At 40.4% G+C, this 21,759-nt stretch carries 28 protein-coding genes and 1 riboswitch; of the genes, 4 read left to right on the top strand and 24 right to left on the bottom strand.

Annotated features, from left to right (window positions below):
• Positions 1 to 18 precede the first annotated feature (18 nt).
• Entirely contained in the window at positions 19 to 831 is an 813-nt protein-coding gene (locus AC0YOD_RS03830; protein ID WP_475797899.1) for an HAD family hydrolase, read from the bottom strand.
• A complete protein-coding gene (locus AC0YOD_RS03825) occupies positions 824 to 1,600 on the bottom strand; it encodes a DeoR/GlpR family DNA-binding transcription regulator (RefSeq protein ID WP_475797898.1) in 777 nt (258 codons plus the stop codon). Before AC0YOD_RS03825 ends, AC0YOD_RS03830 begins: the two co-directional genes overlap by 8 nt.
• Positions 1,601 to 1,901: 301 nt before the next feature.
• On the opposite strand from AC0YOD_RS03825, the gene AC0YOD_RS03820 reads away from it, so the two are divergent.
• The gene (locus tag AC0YOD_RS03820; RefSeq protein WP_475797897.1) at positions 1,902 to 2,489 is read left to right on the top strand and encodes a MepB family protein; all 588 of its coding nucleotides are present in this window, start codon (positions 1,902 to 1,904) and stop codon (positions 2,487 to 2,489) included.
• On the opposite strand, the gene AC0YOD_RS03815 is transcribed toward AC0YOD_RS03820, so the two are convergent.
• The 11 genes from AC0YOD_RS03815 to AC0YOD_RS03765 all read right to left on the bottom strand — a co-directional run bounded on the left by AC0YOD_RS03815 (position 2,483) and on the right by AC0YOD_RS03765 (position 10,508).
• Complete coding sequence (locus tag AC0YOD_RS03815; protein ID WP_475797896.1) at positions 2,483 to 2,977, bottom strand: hypothetical protein; 495 nt, start codon at positions 2,975 to 2,977, stop codon at positions 2,483 to 2,485. The two genes, AC0YOD_RS03820 and AC0YOD_RS03815, sit on opposite strands and share 7 nt — an antisense overlap.
• 31 nt (positions 2,978 to 3,008) lie before the next feature.
• Positions 3,009 to 3,569: a GNAT family N-acetyltransferase gene (locus tag AC0YOD_RS03810; protein ID WP_475798361.1), complete on the bottom strand. Its 561-nt coding sequence runs from the start codon at positions 3,567 to 3,569 to the stop codon at positions 3,009 to 3,011.
• A gap of 74 nt (positions 3,570 to 3,643) precedes the next feature.
• The gene (locus AC0YOD_RS03805) at positions 3,644 to 4,456 is read right to left on the bottom strand and encodes a metallophosphoesterase (protein ID WP_475797895.1); all 813 of its coding nucleotides are present in this window, start codon (positions 4,454 to 4,456) and stop codon (positions 3,644 to 3,646) included.
• Positions 4,457 to 4,466: 10 nt separating this feature from the next.
• The gene (locus AC0YOD_RS03800) at positions 4,467 to 4,955 is read right to left on the bottom strand and encodes an HIT family protein (protein WP_475797894.1); all 489 of its coding nucleotides are present in this window, start codon (positions 4,953 to 4,955) and stop codon (positions 4,467 to 4,469) included.
• A 91-nt stretch (positions 4,956 to 5,046) separates the two neighbouring features.
• Positions 5,047 to 5,925 (bottom strand): class I SAM-dependent methyltransferase, encoded by an 879-nt coding sequence (locus tag AC0YOD_RS03795; RefSeq protein ID WP_475797893.1) that lies wholly within the window; start codon positions 5,923 to 5,925, stop codon positions 5,047 to 5,049.
• Positions 5,926 to 5,928: 3 nt separating this feature from the next.
• Entirely contained in the window at positions 5,929 to 6,468 is a 540-nt protein-coding gene (locus AC0YOD_RS03790) for a nucleoside-triphosphatase (RefSeq protein ID WP_475797892.1), read from the bottom strand.
• Positions 6,469 to 6,472: 4 nt separating this feature from the next.
• Positions 6,473 to 6,889, bottom strand: a complete 417-nt coding sequence (locus AC0YOD_RS03785; RefSeq protein ID WP_475797891.1) for a hypothetical protein — start codon at positions 6,887 to 6,889, stop codon at positions 6,473 to 6,475.
• A 128-nt stretch (positions 6,890 to 7,017) separates the two neighbouring features.
• Entirely contained in the window at positions 7,018 to 7,971 is a 954-nt protein-coding gene (locus AC0YOD_RS03780; RefSeq protein ID WP_475797890.1) for an alpha/beta fold hydrolase, read from the bottom strand.
• Between the two features lie 232 nt (positions 7,972 to 8,203).
• On the bottom strand, positions 8,204 to 8,884 hold the full coding sequence (locus AC0YOD_RS03775; protein ID WP_475797889.1) for a hypothetical protein: 681 nt from the start codon (positions 8,882 to 8,884) through the stop codon (positions 8,204 to 8,206).
• A gap of 132 nt (positions 8,885 to 9,016) precedes the next feature.
• On the bottom strand, positions 9,017 to 9,433 hold the full coding sequence (locus tag AC0YOD_RS03770) for a hypothetical protein (RefSeq protein ID WP_475797888.1): 417 nt from the start codon (positions 9,431 to 9,433) through the stop codon (positions 9,017 to 9,019).
• Between the two features lie 136 nt (positions 9,434 to 9,569).
• Positions 9,570 to 10,508, bottom strand: a complete 939-nt coding sequence (locus tag AC0YOD_RS03765) for a GNAT family N-acetyltransferase (RefSeq protein WP_475797887.1) — start codon at positions 10,506 to 10,508, stop codon at positions 9,570 to 9,572.
• A 199-nt stretch (positions 10,509 to 10,707) separates the two neighbouring features.
• Here AC0YOD_RS03765 and AC0YOD_RS03760 point away from each other — a divergent pair, with 199 nt between their 5' ends.
• On the top strand, positions 10,708 to 10,857 hold the full coding sequence (locus tag AC0YOD_RS03760; protein WP_475797886.1) for a hypothetical protein: 150 nt from the start codon (positions 10,708 to 10,710) through the stop codon (positions 10,855 to 10,857).
• Between the two features lie 104 nt (positions 10,858 to 10,961).
• On the opposite strand, the gene AC0YOD_RS03755 is transcribed toward AC0YOD_RS03760, so the two are convergent.
• A complete protein-coding gene (locus AC0YOD_RS03755) occupies positions 10,962 to 11,342 on the bottom strand; it encodes an IMP cyclohydrolase (RefSeq protein WP_475797885.1) in 381 nt (126 codons plus the stop codon).
• A 179-nt stretch (positions 11,343 to 11,521) separates the two neighbouring features.
• Positions 11,522 to 11,959 carry a GNAT family N-acetyltransferase gene (locus AC0YOD_RS03750; protein ID WP_475797884.1) on the bottom strand — a complete coding sequence of 146 codons (438 nt, stop codon included), beginning with the start codon at positions 11,957 to 11,959 and terminating at the stop codon, positions 11,522 to 11,524.
• Between the two features lie 118 nt (positions 11,960 to 12,077).
• Between AC0YOD_RS03750 and AC0YOD_RS03745 the strand changes: the two genes are divergently transcribed.
• Entirely contained in the window at positions 12,078 to 12,593 is a 516-nt protein-coding gene (locus tag AC0YOD_RS03745; RefSeq protein WP_475797883.1) for a cupin domain-containing protein, read from the top strand.
• Positions 12,594 to 12,635: 42 nt separating this feature from the next.
• On the opposite strand, the gene AC0YOD_RS03740 is transcribed toward AC0YOD_RS03745, so the two are convergent.
• From AC0YOD_RS03740 to AC0YOD_RS03700, 9 genes are read right to left on the bottom strand one after another with little or no spacing between them, the layout of a single operon-like run.
• Positions 12,636 to 13,346 carry an adenosylcobinamide amidohydrolase gene (locus AC0YOD_RS03740; RefSeq protein WP_475797882.1) on the bottom strand — a complete coding sequence of 237 codons (711 nt, stop codon included), beginning with the start codon at positions 13,344 to 13,346 and terminating at the stop codon, positions 12,636 to 12,638.
• Positions 13,346 to 14,446, bottom strand: coding sequence for a threonine-phosphate decarboxylase CobD (gene cobD / locus AC0YOD_RS03735; RefSeq protein WP_475797881.1), 1,101 nt, complete (start codon positions 14,444 to 14,446; stop codon positions 13,346 to 13,348). The genes AC0YOD_RS03740 and cobD overlap by 1 nt, the downstream gene beginning before the upstream one ends.
• A 20-nt stretch (positions 14,447 to 14,466) precedes the next feature.
• Positions 14,467 to 15,279: an adenosylcobinamide-GDP ribazoletransferase gene (cobS, locus tag AC0YOD_RS03730; RefSeq protein WP_475797880.1), complete on the bottom strand. Its 813-nt coding sequence runs from the start codon at positions 15,277 to 15,279 to the stop codon at positions 14,467 to 14,469.
• Positions 15,261 to 16,241, bottom strand: a complete 981-nt coding sequence (gene cbiB / locus AC0YOD_RS03725; protein WP_475797879.1) for an adenosylcobinamide-phosphate synthase CbiB — start codon at positions 16,239 to 16,241, stop codon at positions 15,261 to 15,263. The genes cobS and cbiB overlap by 19 nt, the downstream gene beginning before the upstream one ends.
• Entirely contained in the window at positions 16,238 to 16,828 is a 591-nt protein-coding gene (gene cobU, locus AC0YOD_RS03720; protein WP_475797878.1) for a bifunctional adenosylcobinamide kinase/adenosylcobinamide-phosphate guanylyltransferase, read from the bottom strand. Before cobU ends, cbiB begins: the two co-directional genes overlap by 4 nt.
• A gap of 10 nt (positions 16,829 to 16,838) precedes the next feature.
• Positions 16,839 to 17,903: a nicotinate-nucleotide--dimethylbenzimidazole phosphoribosyltransferase gene (gene cobT / locus AC0YOD_RS03715; protein WP_475797877.1), complete on the bottom strand. Its 1,065-nt coding sequence runs from the start codon at positions 17,901 to 17,903 to the stop codon at positions 16,839 to 16,841.
• 38 nt (positions 17,904 to 17,941) lie between these two features.
• Entirely contained in the window at positions 17,942 to 18,724 is a 783-nt protein-coding gene (locus tag AC0YOD_RS03710; RefSeq protein WP_475797876.1) for an ABC transporter ATP-binding protein, read from the bottom strand.
• On the bottom strand, positions 18,721 to 19,758 hold the full coding sequence (locus AC0YOD_RS03705; protein ID WP_475797875.1) for a FecCD family ABC transporter permease: 1,038 nt from the start codon (positions 19,756 to 19,758) through the stop codon (positions 18,721 to 18,723). The genes AC0YOD_RS03710 and AC0YOD_RS03705 overlap by 4 nt, the downstream gene beginning before the upstream one ends.
• Before the next feature lie 4 nt (positions 19,759 to 19,762).
• Positions 19,763 to 20,734 carry an ABC transporter substrate-binding protein gene (locus AC0YOD_RS03700; protein ID WP_475797874.1) on the bottom strand — a complete coding sequence of 324 codons (972 nt, stop codon included), beginning with the start codon at positions 20,732 to 20,734 and terminating at the stop codon, positions 19,763 to 19,765.
• Between the two features lie 163 nt (positions 20,735 to 20,897).
• Positions 20,898 to 21,096: riboswitch (cobalamin riboswitch) on the bottom strand.
• 217 nt (positions 21,097 to 21,313) lie between these two features.
• On the opposite strand from AC0YOD_RS03700, the gene AC0YOD_RS03695 reads away from it, so the two are divergent.
• Complete coding sequence (locus AC0YOD_RS03695; protein WP_475797873.1) at positions 21,314 to 21,757, top strand: FixH family protein; 444 nt, start codon at positions 21,314 to 21,316, stop codon at positions 21,755 to 21,757.
• Positions 21,758 to 21,759: the final 2 nt, after the last annotated feature.

Below are 21,759 nucleotides of genomic sequence, written 5' to 3'. Positions count from 1 at the left end.
ATCATCACCCTTCAATACCTATCCACTCATACATGCACGGTTATATGAAATGATGTGATCAATCGCTTCAGCTACAGAATTAATGACGGTATTCGCTTGATTTTTTATATCAGCATGGCTATTGCTCATTGCAAAGCTATGTTTCGTAATGGCAAACATGGATAAATCATTAAATGAATCACCTATGCATGCTACTTCGTTTGGCTTTAGACCCAACTCCTCGATTAATAAAGTTAATCCTACCCCTTTAGAAACATCCAAGGGCATCACATCAAGACAATCTTTATCTGAAATAAAAGTTTCTATTTTCCCTTCAAACCGAGTATTCAATTCATCCCTTAATTGAATCAATTTTTCAAATTCACCAAAGTATGAAAATTTACAACAACTTATTTCATCATTTTTTAAAGCAGCTTCCAAATCACTACGAACCGTACATTTTGTTAAAATACGTGATTCATATGAAATGGATCTCTCTGTTCGCTCCTTTAAATAAAATGAATCATCCGTGCAATGAATGAAATTTACAAAATGTTTATATTTATCTGTTGTTTGAAGTAGTTGAGTGGATATTTCAGGTTCAAAAATGGAGGAGGCCAGCCGATTAAGATTTTTTTTGTATACTGTCGCTCCATTTTGACCTATCGCATGATAACCATCATTAAACTCTTGCATGATTATCTTGATTTCTGAGTACATCCTTCCAGAGGCGATGCAAAATTCAAATCCTTTATTCATTGCCGTTTTAAGGGATTTACGATCTCTCTCATTAATTCGACGAGTATGGTCTAATAAGGTGCCGTCTAAATCACTAACAATCATTTTAATCATCATTCTCTTCCTCCGATACGACTAATAGTTCTACATGTTGTTCAGCAAGTTTTTTCATAATCTCTACATTAGGCTTCTGGTTCGTAATCAACAAATCAATGGATTCTAATCCGGCTATTTTGTAAAACATCTGCTCACCAAACTTAGTATGGTCTGCCAATACGATGACTTGTTTTGCCCTTTTAATCATTTCACGTTTAACGACTCCATCTTCCTCATGAGGATAAGATATACCATTTGGTGTAATTCCGCACGCACCAAGAAATAACTTATCCACTTGATAATCAGCTAACTTATCAATCGTTGATTGACCGAATAGAAAACGATGCTGAGTGTGCATTTCCCCGCCTAATATTATCGTTCTTACGGCTTTCTTTCTAGAAAGTACATCTGCAATATCAATGGAGTTGGTTACGACAACGATATTTTCAGATGTTAAATTCTCCGCAGCAAATTGAACGGTAGTTGAGGCATCCATCATAATAAAATCTCCATTTTTGACAAGTGATGCTGCAAAATGTCCAATCTCACGCTTCTCTCCGGATTCTCTAACCAGACGCTCTTTATATTCGTATACTTCTTTTGTCTTTTTGGGTAAAACAGCTCCACCATGTGTACGGATGACGAGTCCAAGCTCTTCCATCTTCAGTAAATCACGACGGGCGGTATCTCGTGACACCTCAAATTGTTCACAAATATCTTTGATATCAATTCTTTGATGTTGATTCAAATGTTCCATTATCGCGTTTATACGTTCCTCTTGAAACATGCTATGTCCCCCTTAGTAAGACTTTAACTGTTATTTCCAAAGCTCTATATAAGGCATTATACAACTCATTTTAAGTATATACAATCATTTATCTTCTTTTATGCATCATTGATGCATTCTTTACTTATTTGTAAATCAGAAAAAGAGCCTGAAATCACTAAGTGATTTCAAGCTCCTTAAGCTCCAGCTATCTTTGATTTCCTCTACTCCTATACTTGTGATCTTACGTGGATTGCAATAAAATGGGGACATAAAACGATCAAATAATTACGACAAGCATTCACCTGGGGGATTTGAATAAATGAATGAAGAAATTAATAATTTTACTGATACTATTCTAAATAATCTTAATCACTGGCTTGGTTCTGAAACCATTCATAGTGACCTGCTAGCTTCCAAAGAGCTTATCTATAACCCTTGTGGATTAGCTTGCTCTCAACCATTCCCAGAAGCACAAAATGCGGAGTATGGCGCTTATCTTTTCACCTTGAAAACTTCCGCCATAAGATTTCGTGTTGCAAAAATCACACCTACTAAGGTCGGACAATTTGTGACTTTATGGGAGAGAATAGGGAATGGGCCGATTCAACCTTATGACATGTCAGAACCCGTTGATTACTACGTTATTAGTACACGTGAAGGCAACAACTTTGGTCATTTCATCTTCCCAAAAGCTGTTCTATGTGATCATGACATTATATCCAATCAAGGAGAAGGCGGTAAAAGAGCCATTCGGGTTTACCCGCCTTGGGACAAGCCGACAAGCCGTCAAGCTCAAAAAACACAAAATTGGCAGTTAGAATATTTCCTCGATTTAACTAGAGATGCACCTATAAATTTTGTTCGTGCTCATCAACTTTATGGTCAGAAAACTCATCTCACTTATTGAGTCCATTCCATCATATACATGCGTTTCTTTTCTACATTAAGTATCGTAATACAGTAGCTGCCATCATCCTGTCTTAGATAATAATATAAATCACCTGTTCCATACTCAACAGGATTTTTCTGAAATAAGCTTTCATATTTTTCTTTTTCAGTGGGATAGATTTCTTCAACAGATTCTTTGAAACGTGACACTATTCCATCCAAGACACTAATGGATTGATCATTAATGGGTTTCCAAAATGGTTCATTTTTGAATGTTTCCATTTGTTTCTCGTTGTATTCCAATACATAGTACCCTTCACCATCACCATGAAAACTTGGCTTACTTTCAAATACTACCTTTAAATCATCAGCTTCCAATATGGATATTCCCCAATTGCTTTCCCAAACATCGTAGTAAGAACCATATTTCCCAAATGCCGTGTAGCCTATCCCTATGATTAAAACAAGAATGATGACACTCGATATGGCTACAGTCTTCATTTTCATTGTTTATCCCTCTTTCAACAAAGATCAACAATTACTTAATCTTTGCAAATATATAAGTATCTCTCCATTCTGTGCCGTCAACGGATACATCTTCATTTTTAATAACGCCTTCAAGGTCAAAACCAAGTCTTTCAGGTATTAACTTACTCTTGCTGTTCTTCGTATCACATCGTATCTCTATCCGCCTGGCATCCAACTGATTAAATGCAAATGCTGAGATTCCTTGAACCGCTTCTGTCATATACCCATTGCCGCCAAACCGAGTGTCAATCCAATATCCAATCTCAAATTTCCGTACTTCCCAATCGATGTTATGCAAGCTGGAAGAGGCTATAAATTGACCCGAATCCTTTAAATAAACAAGCAGTCTAAGATTTTCACGCTGCAAAAATTTGATATGCGCTTCTCTAATATTTAATTCAGAATCATACTGAGAATGTTCATGCTGAGCCCATTTCATCCACGGCTTCAATTCTTCGATAGAGGCATTAACGGCTTCACAAACGGACTTTCCATCCCCTGGTTGCGGCATTCTTATTAACAATCGTTCCGTATAGAAAAAAGTAGGGAAATCCATCATTATTGGATTCATCATTCCACCTCAATTTTACTTTTATGTTCCATTCAATGCGTTTCTAAGAAAAAATAGCTCATTCCATTCGGGGGTCAAATGCCTATTTTAAAAACAGCTATCTCGGGAGAACAACCCAATCGGACTGGAATCTTCACTGTACCTAATCCTCGGTTAATGAAGAAATGTCTTCGCTCATCTAACTGCTTAAGTCCTATATGATAGTTTTTATAGGCACCGATCGTGCGATTCATAATCCTTATCTGACCCCCATGCGTGTGGCCCACTAATAATAAATCATAAGGAACTTGTTTCTCCTGAACTACATTTATAATACTCGGAGAATGTGCGAGCAGCATTACATAGTCATAACTCTTTATACTCTCCTTAGTTAAGGTTAGTCGTTCGTTCCCATAAATTGAATTATCGAATCCATAGATGAGACATTTCTTATCATCCCTTTCGATTTGACACCCGCTATTCGCTAAAATATTAACATTCAGTTCTCGTAGTGAATGAATGATAGCATTGTATTCCTGTTCAGAATACAGTATTTTTCTGAGTCCATATCCCTCCAATCCTTCTCGCTCATAATTACCCGGAACGAAATAGAGGTTAGGACAATTTATTTTTCGAAGCTCTTTTAGTACAAAACCTAATTGATTTTTCTTAGAAATGATATCACCTGTAATCATCACATAATCGGGTTTGAGTTCATTCACTTTGCTGCTTAATGAACCATTCAAGAAATGCACTCTTCCATGAAGATCAGACAGCTGCACAACTGTAAAACTCAATTTGGATGGACCATCGATTTGATAATGCGAACGTTTTACCCAAAATGTATGAATGGAAACAGATACGGTTACAAGCAGCGCTATTAAACCAAAGACGAGCATTATAGTCATGTCCCCCAGCTTAACCCTCTAACAATGCATTTTTCAATTTTCCAATACATTCGATTACATGCTTCCTATTCTCATCATCATTCATTTCATTTCTTGCATGCAAGAGCGAGGGTCTTAATGATTCAACGGAGTTGCCGAATGCCCTCATCCACTGGTATCTGGGAACCATCCAAAGATGAAAATGATGGGTTGTGTCCTCATTATAAAAATAATATACATGTTCAATTCCAAGCTCTTTTCGCTGAGCCTCTCGAATCCTTCGAATTAGCTGAATGTATCGAATAGACTCACTCTCTGTTAATTCATCCATACCATAAAAATGTCTTTTTGAAGCTAGAATAACTAAACCCGGTATCGGATAGGCCACATCTTGGTGGGCATGAAAGAACTCATCTTCATAAATAACTCCACCAATAGGTTCTACCAAACCACCTGTTAGCGCACAGCTTAAACATTCAACTTCTACTGTTTCACCGCTGGCAAGTGTAATCTTCCTCAATTTGCACACACTCCTTTTTACCAAATAGACATTATTTTTTCTCTTTGAATAATAAGGCGCTAATTGCAAAAAGTGCCCCTTCGACTTTTTTCTAGCTCCTAACTGTTCCAAAAGTAATTTTCATGTTTGGTGCATAGGTCAAAGAAGAATTTATTCCGAATTCCTTAGAAAATAACAACTCAGCCTCATACTGACTTCTTGCCTCTTCAAGCGTTAACCCACGAGCCATTAAATGATTAATGGTTTCCTCACTGTCACCTGGCAACTCCCCTAAACCTTCTTCTCTTAATGAGCTAAATAGTTTTTCCTTACTTTGTACATCCATGTTTGGATCTAGAAAATTAACCCTATCGCTTACTCTACATTCCACATCTTTCAAACCTAATTGACTTAAATAGAGTGGTAATTTGAATCCGATATTTCCGTCCTTACCCGTACGGTCGAATGATTCCTCATACAGCTTCTGTAATACACCCAACCGAATGATTTTGGATTGCTCAAGTTCATCTAAATGGTAATTAGACATATTAGCAATCCAATGAGGTTCAAAACAAATAACCTTTCCAGCTACCAACACACTATCAATCATCTTCTGAAGAATCTTCTTGGCATCCGTCATATGTAATAAAAATGCATGACATATAGCTATGTCATATTGGCGCTCTATGCTGATCTCTTCCATATCCGCCACAATAAAATTTGTTGAATAGGGCTGATTCTGAAAAACTTCCTTCGCTTTTTTTTTTAATTCATTCCCTTTATCAATCCCTGTATAACTCGATCCTTCTGGTAACATAGGCATGAGCTTTAACCCCAAGTATCCAAACCCGCACCCATAATCGATTATGTTTACGGGCTTATTGATCTTCCAAACAATCTTTACTAAAAATTCTAAATAATCATCATTGTAATATAATCCGCGGGTGTTTTTTAAATATTCAATCTTATCATCCCAATAATAATCAGACATGAATTATTCTCCTCTTATTAGTATCCTGTGAATATCATTTGCCAATGCCTCTATTGTAAAATCACGATTTTCTTCATTCATTTCATAGAACTTAATGCCAGGCAGTTCTTTTACTCTATCTATTTCCGGATGACTATCAACACAAATCGTGCCTAGTATAATAGGTTTGGAGCTCGAGATAACATCATGGATCATTTTCTGAAAAGGAACAGATAACAATTGCATGAAGCCTATTTCATCAATAACGGTAATCTTTTTCGTATGCATGGATTTCTTAATTGCTGATAAAGCGATCTCTTCAAAAGTTTCTAATTCAACACCATATCGCCCAATTCTTAAAGTACTTTCACTATCTACGCTTGCAATGGTTCTGCTCTGACCGTCCAAGGTAACACAATTAAATCCAATGCGATCCGTCTCGTTACGTACTTCTTCTGTATAAAACCCTCCGAAATGTTCGGAACCAAACTGATTAATTATCCGAGTAATCGTTGTTGACTTCCCTACTCGCGGTTTACCCGTTAATAACAAACAAGTATCCATATCTCTAACCCCTTCTCCGATTAAGTAAATTCTCCAAAAGCGCAAATAAGAAACCTAGAAATCCGAATATCAAAATCGCACTCGTCTTATTCAATTTATATTGTTGTACAAAATAATCATCGTATAAAAAATCAAAGATCATCATTCCCCCAATCACTCCGAGAAAGGAATAAATTAGAAACGGGATCACTGACGCTTTCAATAGCTTTCGAATGATAATGGATAAAGGGAATAAAACAATAGGATAGAAAGCTGCTGCAAAAAAGAACATCATAAAAAGAAAAACTAGTCCTACATTTTGGAGGCCATAATATTCTGTTGTTGTGATTTTGTATCCTTCTATCCACTCCAAGCACACTGCTGCTGATAGAAATAAAAAAGTAAAACTAAACCATTGAATAAATACTTTGACTATGTTCAATTTAGCACCGCCTATTTGATTTAGATATAGGTTAGACGGAATTCAATTTTACAATGTTTCACAGTTCGTTTTTTCTGACTGTTCTACATTTATGTTTCTATACGATTCTCTAACGTCATGAACTAGACTCACCTTTCGTTCAATAAAAAAATTGCCGAATTTATAACCGCTTGCGGGTTGTGTATTTGTATAGAATGCCAGCTATCTTCAATGATAAAATGTTCCGTATTTTCAGTGATGGTTAATAACTTCTTTTGATCCTGTTTCCATTCATCACTTTGATTCCCTGCGGTTAATACGATGACTGGCAGCTTTGTTTTCAATGGCTGTGATTCATGTAATTGAATAGCACTTTCCATCGTGCACAGAAACTCTAAATAAGCTGACTTGTATGCATGATTCCGATAACCATGTGCAATCGCTTTCTTCTGAATAGCGGGAGGTAAGCGTTTTGAGCCTATATGCTGTTTAAGCATTCGTGGAACGGCTATAGGGGATAGTAGATAACCGAGTCTAAGTCGATGTTGATATTTGGCGCGTTCATTTCTTCTGCTCTCCGTTAAGTTCGACTCGAAATATCTCGATTCATGGGTTGAATCAACAAGTATGAGACCCATCACTTCATCAGGAAACTGAGATGCAAACAATCTCATAATCATGCCACCATAGGAATGTCCAACAAGCAAGTATGGTGGTTTTAGCTCTAATTTAGCTAATAAGTTTCGTAGATCATAAACATAATTCTTGCATGTAGGTTGTTCAATCGGCTCTGTACTCCATCCAAATCCAGCTCGGTCATAGGACAGAACAGTGGTATATTTGGATAACTCAGGCTGTACCAGTGACCAGTCTAATGCACACCCTCCCATCCCTGATTCAAGAATAATAGTCGGACGAGAAGGATTTCTTTTTCCCGTTAAAATGCAGTGCAAGCTATGTGTGCCGACATCGACTTGTTTCCCTATTGGCTTGTATGTATTTATTCCATGTCGTGAAAGGAGCGTTTGTATAAGCGTCAGTGGAAACATAATAATTGAAAGGGTTAAACGAGCCATTTTCTCTGAAGCATGAATGCTGCTCACGTACTTCACCTCTCTTGCTTGATCTTTATCAAATGATAAAGGTGAAATGTCTTTTGAAAAAGAGAAACTATTCTGGTTAATATTTCATATTTTCAGCATCTGGTTATACACTGTTAGCCCCTAAGTGAACAAAGACCGTCAACGATGTTGACAGTCTTTGCGTATTTTGAATGGTGGTGACCATACATACATTTAAATGGCTCAAGCGAAACAAGATGATTTAAAATCATTATTAATTCGCCCACTCAATCCCCAGCTCACTAAATGATACTTCACTTTCCCCTAATCCTTCTTCATCATTCGTACCTATTATTTGAATTTCTTTCTTTGATAATATAATTGGGGAAAGTGGTCGAGTCGTCTTACGATAATAAAGTGATACTAATAAGCCCATTTGCTCAGGTGACATGTCATAATATTCTTTCCATAATTGTGTTGCTTCCTCAATATTCATTAATTGATACTCTAATAAATGTGCTCCGTGCTTGAAGAGACATTCGCCAGGGTCAACAGAGAAACAATTATTATCAGTTCCCCAAAAAGATGAAGTAATTAATGGCTTCACAATACCTTTAATATCATCTAAAAGATACTCCAATGTTTCACTTTCTGCGATTTTTTTCACTTCAATTGGAGCACCTGCAAAATAATTAATAGCATTATTGTCTTTCCGTTGATTTAAACGGTCACTATGATCATCTCTAAAAGCAGCGACAACATAATCAGTCCTAAATGTGATAGTTCCCCTTGCTCCCGAACTATCTTGAACACTATAATTTGTTCCGTCCCACGAATGTTCATTAGAAATATAAGGATAATGTGCCACCATAATAGCGTGAGCTAAAGAAGCTAAGATGCATCCCTTCCATAATTCCTCTTTTCTCCATGTAAGATTATACACTTCATTATTCATTAAAATACTCCTCATCAATCATTATATCTTCCCCTAAATGGTGTTATAGTAATTTCCTCAGAGAGCGATTTGTCTTTTCTACATAAGCCTTCTATTTCAAAACCAAACTTTGTATAAAGCTCAATGGAATATCTATTTTTCAGATATTCGTTTTCTTAATTGCTGCACATTCACATGAAATAATATTGAACTAAAAATTCCTTGTAACGTACCTAAGATTAAGCTAATCAAACAGACTGGCAAACCAACAAACATCAGTAACATACCCGCACCATAATCTTCCTCGTGCGTTGCATTTGTTATAAAAAATTCATTACGAACTTCTAGTAGAAGAGCAAAGAAAAGCACGAAGAAAACGATTTGGGTTATCAAAACATACCATTTTCTTTGTGCTGTTAAAGCAGTGAGAAAAGCAGTAATGAGTAACATCACTAAAAAAAACGTACTCGATACGGTCATGTTTGGCTCTTTGAGAAGATAAGCTAAAAAAAATAGCGACATTACACTATGTACAAATGGAGCAAGGCACAATTCAATTACGCGTATCAAATCATCACTCCTCAAAATACACTATTCAACCTTCATAATCATAAAGTTGTCTTTTCTCACAATTATTATATGCTGAATAACATAGACAAAAAGAGTAACTTTTTTGATGATTATTTCATGTTTTAGTCATTAAGAACTATTCAATTGCTGGAATATACATATTTTGAAGTTCAAGTACGCCTGGAACAAACCCCAGATTGAAATAAACAGACTCGGCGTCATTTCCTTCCATAACATATAGCCGAAGGTATGGATATTTATCCTTTAGGATCGTTAACGCTCTTTTCAACATACTTGTTGCCAAACCAAGCCCTCTGTAACTCGGTATGACCCCAATGCTGTATACGGCTGCGTAAGTACCCTGCAAACAAAGACGGCAATTCGCAACTAGCTCTCCTGTAGCTTTATCATAAACAAGTGTAGATGCTTCCAGTAAAGCCTCATTGGTATAGTTAGGATCTTCTGCTGGAATAAAATCTTCATAGACATATTTTTTTCTCCGTGTTGCCTCGAGACTACCCGCAAAACTTTGAAAATCACAACGACCAATCTCAGCCTCATTTACAAAACGCTTAGCTCCCTCACCGTTATCTTCGATTTGAGGACTTTCAATTCTAAAACGTTCATTCCATGTCATCTCAAAATGATCAGTAGGTCGCTGCATCCAGCGGCATCTGAACTCATCCGGCCAGAAGCCTGCACGAGCAAATAAATGGGCTTGATCTGGAAGAATCTCAAACGCTTTTATGACTGCCTTTCGATCGGACCAATGCAGTAAAATTTGCTTTAATAACTTTAAGACCTCAAATGACTCGCTAAACGGCGGGATAAAAAACAAATGATAGATTTGGTTTGGTGAAATTCTCACTCCACCTATTTTAGAATCTTCTCTATAAATCCAAAAAGCTTTGCGATACGAGCTATTATAGCCGTCTTCTCTAAAAAATCCATTGTATTCCATGTTGTAATATATCGAACAATAAACGCCCCAACCTTCAGGCTCTGCCATTTCAAGCCTGTATTCTGATGATAAAGGATAGCAATTGATTTCATCCGACCAATTCGTAAATTCCATATGGTTTTCCTCCCTATTATGTGGTGAATATTATATTTTCAGTAATGGATCAGAAATATTGTAGCACTTACATTTCATTTTTCCGTGGTAAAGATCAGATATATTCAAACTTTACATACAAGAAGGATAAAAACCTTGATCATATATGTATATATTTCACTGCGATTCCGCATACTTACCGGGAAAGGAAGTGATCCTATTGGACGATAAAAACAAGGATTCTAATTATAAACCAGACATCACTAATTACGACTATGTCTGGGGAAGTGATCAGGATGAATACATAAAGAGCGACAAGCATTCGGAAGAAGAATCATTAACGCAAGAAGTGGATCAGGAGCAGCAATAAATAAAACGTCAGCCTATTGGTGTTATCCAAAAAGCTGACGTTTTTTCATTTCCCATCTTTATTCCGTATATGCCCCTTGTGCCAAGCAGCATTACTATCTTGATCTACTGCAATTTATTTTTTATACGAATATTGATTTGATTCGAATTTCTATCTATTTCTTTAACCAAAATGGAGATACGATTTTCTGAATCTAGCAAGCTCCAATAGTAGTCTAGGTTTTGATCACAATCATTAAAAATTGGAACAACAAAAGGTTCACCCTCAAATGATGGCAATGGGTTTCCATCACCTGAATAAGTAGAAATACAATGACCAATTCCAGAAATGCCATTGCTGTATGAAAAAACATTTCTCACGCAATGAGATGGGTTATGATTTAAGGATTTTAAAATGGATAGTTTATATAGGTTGTGCTTGTCATTTAAATCAACGATACCTGAAATTCGAGGCGTATAATTTGGCGCATCCGGCTCAAATAACATAAACTGCAATTACTCCTGTTCTTTATCGGAGCAATCAAAGCATATTAAACATTTGTCTTCCCGTACAATCCCGTTTAGAAATCCATTTTGGCATAATATTTGCTTCCCACATAGCTCACAGTGGCCAACCAGTTCATCCAAGTTCACACTCTCCATTCGGGATTGGTATGACAAATCCGCTACTTCTTATGTTTATTCGGTTCTAACCGCTTAAAGTAAATAAGCTCAGGGTCACCATCATCAAGATTTTCAATGATCCCGCTTCTTATATAGCCAAGTGAATCACATACCTTTTGCATCGTAATGTTGGATTCATTTGTTGAAGTGAATAGCTTCTCTGATTGCATGTTACTTTCAATATATGAGATTAATGCTTTTGCAATCCCTTGCCTTCTAAATTGCGGATTCACAATGATTAATGTAAGGTAAGGATAACCAAAGAAAGAACAATCACATACAGTAAAGCCAACAGCCTCACCATTTAATTTCGCGATCACACATTCTTGATTAGCAACAGCTTGGGAGAGATAATCTCTTCTTCTATCATTTCCTATTACCATAGCATCAATCGTACAAATGGATTCTAAATCCGCTGATTCCGCTTTCTCAATAATCATATTGCTCAACCCCTCAAAGTCTAAATTTTAGCTTATTTTAGCATTTTAACAAACATTGGTATAGGTGAAAAATAGATTTAAATAATCTTGGATGTAAAAAACGATAGGAGAAGATCATATGAGCCATTTCGTAGTTAAAACGTTCTTTTTTAAGGATGATGGTGAAATCCCCAATAATCTTCATTATCCAGTCATTCTTTACTCAGGGGCATTGCGAGGAAAAGAGCATCAAACAGAAGCTATTTTCAACCGAAATAATTGGCTGAACAGCTGGACAAATGGTGTATTTGACTTTCATCATTATCATAGCAACGCTCATGAAGTACTTGGTGTCATTCAGGGTTTCGCAACACTTCAATTAGGAGGCAAACATGGTGGGATATATGAGGTAGAAAGCGGTGACGTTTTTCTTCTTCCAGCAGGGACAGGACATAAAAGATTGAATGCAAGCTCAGACTATAAAGTCGTTGGCGCTTATCCAAGCGGAATGGACTATAATTTGAGAAGAGCAAGCCATCGGGAAAGGCTCATCGCGCTAGAAGAAATCAAGCATGTTCCAATTCCCGAGCAAGACCCTGTATATGGAGGAGCAGGTCCATTGATGTTGCATTGGAAAATCAACCTCAACAACTAGCTTATCTTCACCTATTTACGCGGCTTTTGAAGCTATAAACCTTTAATCCTCGTGCTGTGTACGTGTTGCTTCGAGCACAGTTTCATATACGGCTTCACCTATACTGCAGCCGATTGTGGAGGCTGTGCCCGCATAAGCATGTACAGCATTCCAATGTATGGCTTGACTGACAGCTATGACAACGGCATCCGTTGTCGTACCAGTTGCAGACTGACCAGTCTCGAACTCCACAATACCTAATTGCTGCAAGGCGGCAGTTTTAGCTTCTGTTGCCGTTATGACCGCATTAACCAGCGCCGATTCCGTCATCTGACCGTCAATCAAAATAATGGTATTAATCGTTCCCGCCTTATAAGCTGAAAAAGTGCTGCGAGGCATACCTGCTCTAGCCGCATTCCGTGTGCCGACTGTCGTACAGCAAATGAGCTTGAATCGATCGCCTTCAACTTCTTTGATGGATGCATGAGTAAGCTTAGCCGCTGTCATGAGTCCGATTGCAGAGTCTGGATTATAGCCCCATACACCGCATTGCTTCAAAATATCATCTATTGGTTCATTTCCATCGTAATCGATTGGAACCTTCCAATTAACGATGCGATCACAGTAAGAGAAGCCGCCAGGATGGATCGCGCTGCTTAGTGTATATAAGCGTTCCTTACTAGTCGTTACAATTCGATCATCGATCAACTCTAAGCTGACATCCTTCCAAATGGAGGATTCATACCGATTGCCACCGCGAAAAGGCTGTGCCACTACGATTCACTTCCCTCAGCTCGTTTCATACATTGCTCAAGAGCTTGGAGTAAACGCTCATTTTGTTCTCTTAGCTTAATCGCAACACGAATATAGGTATGATCAAGCCCTGGAAACCGAGAAGCATCTCGAATAAGGACGCCTTTCTTACCCATCTCCAGTTGAAGCATGCTGGCACTTAGACCAAGCTTATGAGGAATGGAAAGCAGCAAGTAGTTGGTCGCGCTAGCAAAGACTTTAAATCCTATTCTCTCTAATTCAGCGCTCAACCACGGTCTTTCATTTTGAAGCCATTCCAGCGTACGATCGGCAAATTCTGGTTCGTCCAACACGGCCTCTCCAATAATCTGTGCCAAAGAATTCACGCTCCAAGGTACCTGCAATCGTCTTAATCGACTCAAGGATTTGGGTGTACCCACGATATATCCAAGTCTAATCCCAGGGATAGAATAAAACTTCGTCATCGATCGAATGACAAATAATCGTTCATGACGAGCTGCTTCCTTAACTAAGCTATAGCGTGCTTCATCCGGAACAAAATCCATGAAGGCCTCATCAACAACAACATAGGCTCCTTTATTCAACAACCCCATAATCAAATCAGGATCAACTAGCTGTCCTGTCGGATTATTCGGTGAGCCTAGCATAATTAATGATCCAGCCGCAGCAGTTTCACTCATATAACCGTTCTCACCATCAAGCTTGAACTCATTTTCTGCTGACAACTTAATCTCGTAAATCTCACCGCCTATTTTCCGAACAGCATCTCCATACTCATCGAAGCACGGAACCGCCAAAGTCGTTAATGCAGGCTGCAAAGCACGGACGATTAAATCAATCAATTCCGCTGCACCATTCCCAATAACGATCGATTGCTCGTCAATGTCATGACATATAGCCAGTTTTTTTCTAAGTCCTCTAACAGCAGGATCAGGGTATTCCCCAATGACATCCGCATAAGCAAGTAACGCTTGCTTAACAGAAGGTGGAGGCCCCAGCGGATTCATATTGGAGCTAAAGTCTACAAATTGATCGGCTGATCTCCCGAAAGCTTCTTCTGCCGTTCGCAGATCACCGCCATGCCCATATCTTTCTAACATTCCACTATTCAACTCCTAATCTAAAGAGCGTGCAGCCATACGACAATCGCAAAAAGAAGTACCGCTTCCACCGCTTCATTCATCGCACCATATGTATCTCCTGTTAATCCACCAAGCTTCTTATTTAACCATACCGCAAGCAATCCGCCGCATGAAACGGTAAGAACGAAAACAATCATCAGCAATCCAAACATGACGCTCGGCTTCATTCCGGACAATCCTAATATAATCCATGTGAGTATAGAAGCTATTAGCAAGGTGAGTGAAGCTTGAAATCCTTTAACCCCATTAAATAAAACGCCTATACCTTCACCTTGCCTCGCACTTGGCCAACCTGCAATAGCTGCTGCCATCCAAGCCCTGCTCCATATCGGACATAAGAGAAGCAGCGGCAAATAAATAGCTGCTTTATCACCTGACATAAGCTCCGCCAATAGAGAAGCCTTGAACAGCAGCAATAGAACAGCTGCCAATACGCCCATTGCTCCTACTCGGCTATCCTTCATAATTTCAAGCATACGCTCCCGCGAACGATGACTAAGCACTCCGTCAGCTGTATCCATCCAGCCGTCTAGATGAAGCCCACCGCTAAGAGCCGTCCATAATGCCAGTATGATGACTGCACTTGGCCATGCTGGAACAAAAAGGGCTAACAGCCATGAAGCAGCTGCCATGCAAGCTCCGATGAAAGCACCTGCAACTGGAAAATAAATAACACTTCTTGAAAGTACAGGACTCTGAAAAGGAACCGTCACAGGAATAGGGAGTCGCGTTAAAAATTGAAAAGCCGCGATAAAAGCTTGTCCATGCAGCTTTAATGTATGACGAACCATGTAGCGATCACTCCCGCAAATAAAATAAAGCTAACGCTATACAATAATCTTATCGTGAGTAAAATATCATTCGGCTCAAGCTCACGGGTTGGCCAGCCCATTCTAGCACGTTCGCTCGCTACTCCAAAATAAGTATTTACTCCGCCAAGCTCTATGCCTATGGCACCAGCAACAGCAGCTTCAGGTATTCCGCTATTTGGACTTGGATGACGGTGAGCGAAAGCTATTATGGAACGAATAGCCTTGTCTCCTCTCATCCCTGAAAAAAGAAAGGCAGAGACCGTAATCATTAGACCGGTCAAACGTGCAGGTATGTAATTAAAGATATCATCCGTACGAGCAGAGCACCAGCCAAAGTGGGTGTACTTATCATTGCGATAGCCCACCATGGAGTCCAGCGTATTCGTTGCACGATAGAGCATCGCAAGCGGCGCTCCTCCTATTAATGCAAATATAATTGGAGACACAAGTGCGTCTACTATATTTTCCGCAACAGTCTCAACTGCTGCACGCGAGGCTTCGCGAGCATCCAAATCCCCCGTGTCACGCCCAACAATATATCCGACATATTTGCGAGCTTCTGCTAGGTCTCCCTTTACCAATGGGTTATAGACGAGCATCGCCGCTTCTTTCAATCCTTTGACAGCAATCGTAGTTGACATAAACCATGCACTAACAGCATAACCAAGCCACAGATGAACAGTATCAGCAGCCCAAATAATGATCCATATTACTGCCCAGCTGACTAATAAAGTAATGACAGTTAGCACAACGCCCAACGCTTTGACTGCCCTTGGCCGACCCTTCATTCGCTCAGGTGCAAGCGTACGCTCAAGCAATCGAATAAGTCTCCCAATCCATATTACAGGATGCGTCGGCCACTTCGGATCTCCCACAATCCAATCAATTGCTATTGCAGCAGCCCCAAGCAATAGCAGCTCTTGAAACGAATAGAAAGTCATAGCTGATCCCACCTGAAGGCTAATGCTTTCAACTCAATGGGAATGCCCGCTGTCACAAGAAATACCCGTTCACTAATCGCAGCGACTCTCTGATTCAGACGCCCTGCCTCATCTCGAAACACTCGTCCTAGCGGATAAGCGGGTACGATCCCGTCTCCAACCTCATTCGTAACGATAAGAAGCGTGTAGGGAAATTTCTCAATGGCTTCAAGCAGTTTTTCGATCTCTTCTTCCAGTCTCGAATCGCCTAAAGACTCATGATCTATTCGCAGCATCCAATTAGTCAGCCATAAGGTGAGGCAATCCAGCAATATAATAGGAGGCTTCTCTCCCTTTCTTGCTTCTCTATCAAATCTTTCACCTAGTCTAAAGAGTATGTCTGAAGCGTCGAAAGGTTCCTCCATCGTTTCCCACAGGAAGCCCGTTACATTTCTATCCAGTTGGTGCTTGACGATCCGCTCCCTCATCTCATTATCGTAAGACTGACACGTAGCGATATATATACCTTGACTGCCAGAATGCTTCGCAAATTGCTCAGCGAAGGCGCTTTTGCCGCTTCGCGCTCCTCCAGTTATGAGAATGGCCACTGCTTCTCACCTAACCTTTCGATATTCCCGCGCTATCAAAAGTAGCCATTTCTTGCATGAGAAGAAGTGCTGCATCAATGAAGTGGAAGCATAATACTGCGCCTGTACCTTCTCCAAGTCTCATCTCTAATTGAATCATTGGCGACAACCCCATAGATTCAAGCAGTTTGAAATGACCTTGCTCTTGTGATAAGTGAGATGCTAACATGTATGGCTTTGTTCCTGGAGCAAGCCTTGATGCCACTAATGCAGCAACTGATGAAATATAGCCATCAATGACGACTGGACATCCGTTTGACGCAGCTCCAATAATGACACCAACCAGACCAGCAATTTCTACTCCGCCCAGCTTAGCCAATACATCAATGGGATCCATTTCATCCGGATTATTTACTGAAATAGCACGCTTTACAACATCCACCTTGTTTAACCAACCGGCATCATTAATGCCGGTTCCTCTGCCGACTGACTGTTCAGGGGTTAATCCCGTAAGTACAGATGTAATTGCAGCGCTTGCCGTCGTGTTTCCAATTCCCATCTCTCCTGTTGCAAACAATCGACTGCCGCTCTGTACTTTTTCATTAACAACTTCTATGCCAACCATTATCGCCTGAATCGTCTCTTCACGTGTCATGGCAGGTCCCTTTGTCATATTCGCAGTACCATGCACAACCTTGCGACTAACCAGACGCTCATGTTCTAAATTCCCGCAAACCCCAATATCCACACATACAACATCTGCACCTGCTTGGCGCGCAAGCACATTAACGGCAGCTCCGCCATTCAAGAAATTCATAACCATTTGCGGCGTAACTTCTTGTGGAAAAGCGCTAACCCCTTCTACACATACCCCATGATCGCCAGCCATCACGATAACGGCTTTATGAGTCAAATCAGGCCATAGTTGGCCAGTAATACCAGCGAGCTGTCTCGCAATCGCTTCCAGCTTACCTAAGCTGCCCGGCGGCTTTGTCAACGAATTGGAATGTCGATCGGCTAATTGTGCGGCTTCTTCATCAAAAGGCTTAATCCGGTTAATCGTTTCTTGCAGCTCTATGTTGAAATTTTTGCTCATCTCATATTCTCCTTATCATTCCTACATCATCTATTTATTCAATTATACACGCCCGGCAGCAAAATGATCTGCGGTGTTCCCGTCAATGGATGCGCTGTAACTGCAATCTCTGTTTCATATACCTTCTCAATGAGCTCCGTAGTAAGTACTTCCTGCGGGGTTCCTGCAGCTGCTACGCTTCCTTGATGAAGAACGACAAGCTCATCACAATATAAGGAAGCCAAATTCAAATCATGCAGAACAGCAATGACTGTAAGCTCCCGCTCTCGCTGCCAAGCACGAATCTTATCCAGCAGCTGTATCTGAAAGCCTATATCCAAATACGTCGTAGGCTCATCTAGCAAAATAACGGACGGCTCCTGTGCCATCAGCTTTGCGAGAGCCACACGTTGCCGCTCACCTCCGCTTAACTGATCCATTTTACGATGCTGAAGCTTAGTGAGACCCATGGCGTCGATGGCAGAATCAATGATGTTCTCCGATTCAATCACATCTCCGCCCAGCCAAGTTTGGAAAGGATATCTTCCCATCGCAACCACTTCACGAACAGAGAAGCCGACAGGCGGCAAGCCTCCTTGCTGCAACACTGCCATCCTTCTAGCAAGCTTCTTGCGTGGATAATCGAAAATACTCTTCCCATCAAGAAGCATCTCGCCATGAAGTGGCTTTTCCACACCAGATAATATATTTAGTAAGGTAGACTTCCCAACACCATTTGGTCCAATTATGCCATACATTCTTCCTTTCTCGAAAGAACAAGAAAGCTGTTTTAGCACCGAACGGCCTTGAACTGTCTGTTCGATATTTCGAACCTCTATCATATCTCGCCTCCTTGCTTCCGTTTGCGAAGATGGAGTAGATAAGCGAAGAAAGGAGCGCCAATCAAGGCGGTCACGACGCCAAGCGGAATTTCTTTTTGAATCCATACATTTCTTGCCAGCGTATCAGCCCACAGCACAAAGATCCCACCGCCAATAGCGGCTAATGGTGTTATGATTCGGTAATCAGGACCGACAATCAAGCGTATCAAATGGGGTACAACAAGTCCCACAAAGCCAATTACTCCGGATACAGAAACGGCAGCTGCCGTAAGCAGCGTGGAGCAAATCAATACGATAAGCTTCGTTCGTTCTACATGGATGCCAAGATGCGCCGCATGCTTCTCTCCTAAAACGAATAAATTAAGCGATTGACCGTATACGAGCAAGATTGGCAATCCAATTGCGAGAAACGGGATAAGCATAAGTACATGATCCCAGCTTCTCATGGCAAGCGATCCCATAAGCCAGAACAAAATTTGATTAACGATACCTTGAGACATCGACACCATGAATGAAACAAATGCACCTAGAAAGGCTTGAATAATAACGCCGGATAGAATCAACGTCTCAATATGCATGACGCCTTTATTTCGAGACAACCAAAAGACGCCAAGCAAGGTTACCGTTCCTGTGGCGAAAGCGACAAGCGGAATCGTCCACATGCCAATTGCTGTCTGGAGCCCAAAAACGATGATCGTAGCAGCACCAACCGAGCTTCCGGAGGCAACTCCCAGTGTATAAGGGTCAGCTAATGGATTGCGCAATACGCCTTGAAAACCAGTACCTGCAAGCGCTAAACATGCTCCTACAAGAACAGCTAGAAGAACACGTGATAGCCTGACTTGGGTAACGATCGCTACTTCTCCAGGGGTATAGGTGACAGCCTCATCTGAGAACCACGGGAGTTGATGCATCAGAATGCCCCATACATCTGGAACAGAAATACCTGCTGAGCCGATAGACAAACTAACGACAATAGAAACAGCAAGAAGGAGCATAGCTGCTCCTCCATACAAGAATAATTTAAATTTCATAGCTTTATTTAATAAGATCCGGATGAATGACTTTTGCCAGTTCAAGCAAACCATCTGCTAAACGCGGGCCAACACGTGAGAGCTGATCATCCGACACCGCATAGAGCTGTTTGTTTTTCATAGCGTCAATAACCTCCCAGCCAGGACGGCTCTGAATACCGACGAGAATGGGGTTAGGATCTTCTTTCAGAATAGGATAAATAATTAATTGCGGATTTTGCTTGATGACTTCCTCTGCATTCACTTCAAACCAACTAGGTGTAGCTGACGCAATATTTTGTCCTCCGGCAAGTGTGATCAATTCATCAAGGAACGTGCTGGAACCAACGGTCCAGCCCGGAGAGAACTCCAAGTATACACTTTTCTTCTCAGCATCCTTGACAGCTTCAGTCACTTGCTTCTTCACCTCACGCATCCTGTCAGCGACAACTGCGGCTTCAGCTTGTTTATCTAGCAATTTACCAAACGTCTCGACTTTTGTCACAACCGCATCATATGTAGTCGGGTCTGTTGCAAAAACAGTAATATTCAGTTCGCGAAGTCGAGTGATTGCATCCATATTCATCGATGATGATGCCACCACGATATCCGGGTTAAGCGCAATAACGGCTTCAATATCCGTCGTCATATCGCCAACCTTTGATACTGCTGCAACTTCTTCAGGATAGTTGCTGTTCGTATCAACGCCAACGACGTTCTCGCCAGCACCGATTGCATATACGAGTTCTGTTTCACTTGGCACGATCGTTACAATCTTCGTCGGTGCCTTCTCAAACGTCATCTCTGTTCCCGTATCATCCTTTATCGTTAAAGGATAGACCGTTGCCTTATCAGAAGGTGTCGGCGAATTTGTTGCTGCTTCCGTTGAATTTGTAGGCGCTGGGCTAGTCTTATTTTCTTCCTTATTCGTTGCTCCGCATGCTGTCATGAATACAAGCAGCAGAGTCAAGAGCATTCCAAACAGTATTTTCTTCATACTAAGGTTGTTCCGATTCATCCTATTCTTCTCCCCTATAACTTTTATATTTCGTATAAAATAAAAAAAGCATTTCTGGCAATTGTGCCAGAAATGCTGTCATACGCCTCACAAATACTCAGCGAAAAGCTTCTCCAACACCTTCCTAAGACCACGTAGGTTTAAGCGTTAATGTAGACAGGCAGATTTTCTGACTCGGAATATGCATAACGTCATCTCGGGTTACCCCTTCGTGACACTTTAATGAAGCGTAGGCATTTGAAAAGCCTTCACTCATTAAGCCATTCCATACAGTGGCGGGTCCGCGCCGGATTTCCACCGGTCTTCCCTATTAAGCGTCAACGAATGCAAATAGAAAAATCTCTTCTATTAACTATACTCGTCTCAGCACCTGTTTACTCACTATGAAATTATTTGTTGTAACTATACACCGTCATCAATCATTTGTCTACTTGTTCTCCATATTGCTGAATCCGTTCTGCATACATTTATTTTCGCATAGGTAGAGGTAATAAGGATCTTCGGCTGATGACAAGAAATTGGAAGGAATTACAACTATTAAGGAGGTCTTCCTTTCTTATGCACATGCAAAAAAAACAACTGACACCCATCTATAAGTTCAGTATTGGCTTCGTAATCATCGCGCTTCTCATTGCCGGCGCTGTCAGTTGGCTTCGCTCAGGCGAGGAGCCAACCAAACCAGTAACCGAGCATGATTTTGATAGCGGCCATCTAAGCTGGTCTATTGAAGATTATCCCGCCAAAGTGCTTCAAGACAATCTCTTTATATTACATCTTACTGACCTTAAAGGATCTCCGATACAAGGGGCTAACCTCAAAATTAAACTAGATATGCTGCACATGAATTGCGGAGACTTTGTCTTTAGCCTCACTGAAACAAAACCAGGTCAGTATGAGGGTCAAGGCATACCTCTTATGGCAGGCTTGTGGAAGGCATCTTTAACACTTCAAATTGGAGATCAGACTTATACAATAAGCAGACATTTACAAGCCGTACATTAAGT

Source organism: Paenibacillus sp. J31P13 (assembly GCF_056269295.1).
The sequence above is the reverse complement of the archived record's forward strand: the minus strand, read 5'-3'. Positions and strand labels throughout refer to the sequence as shown.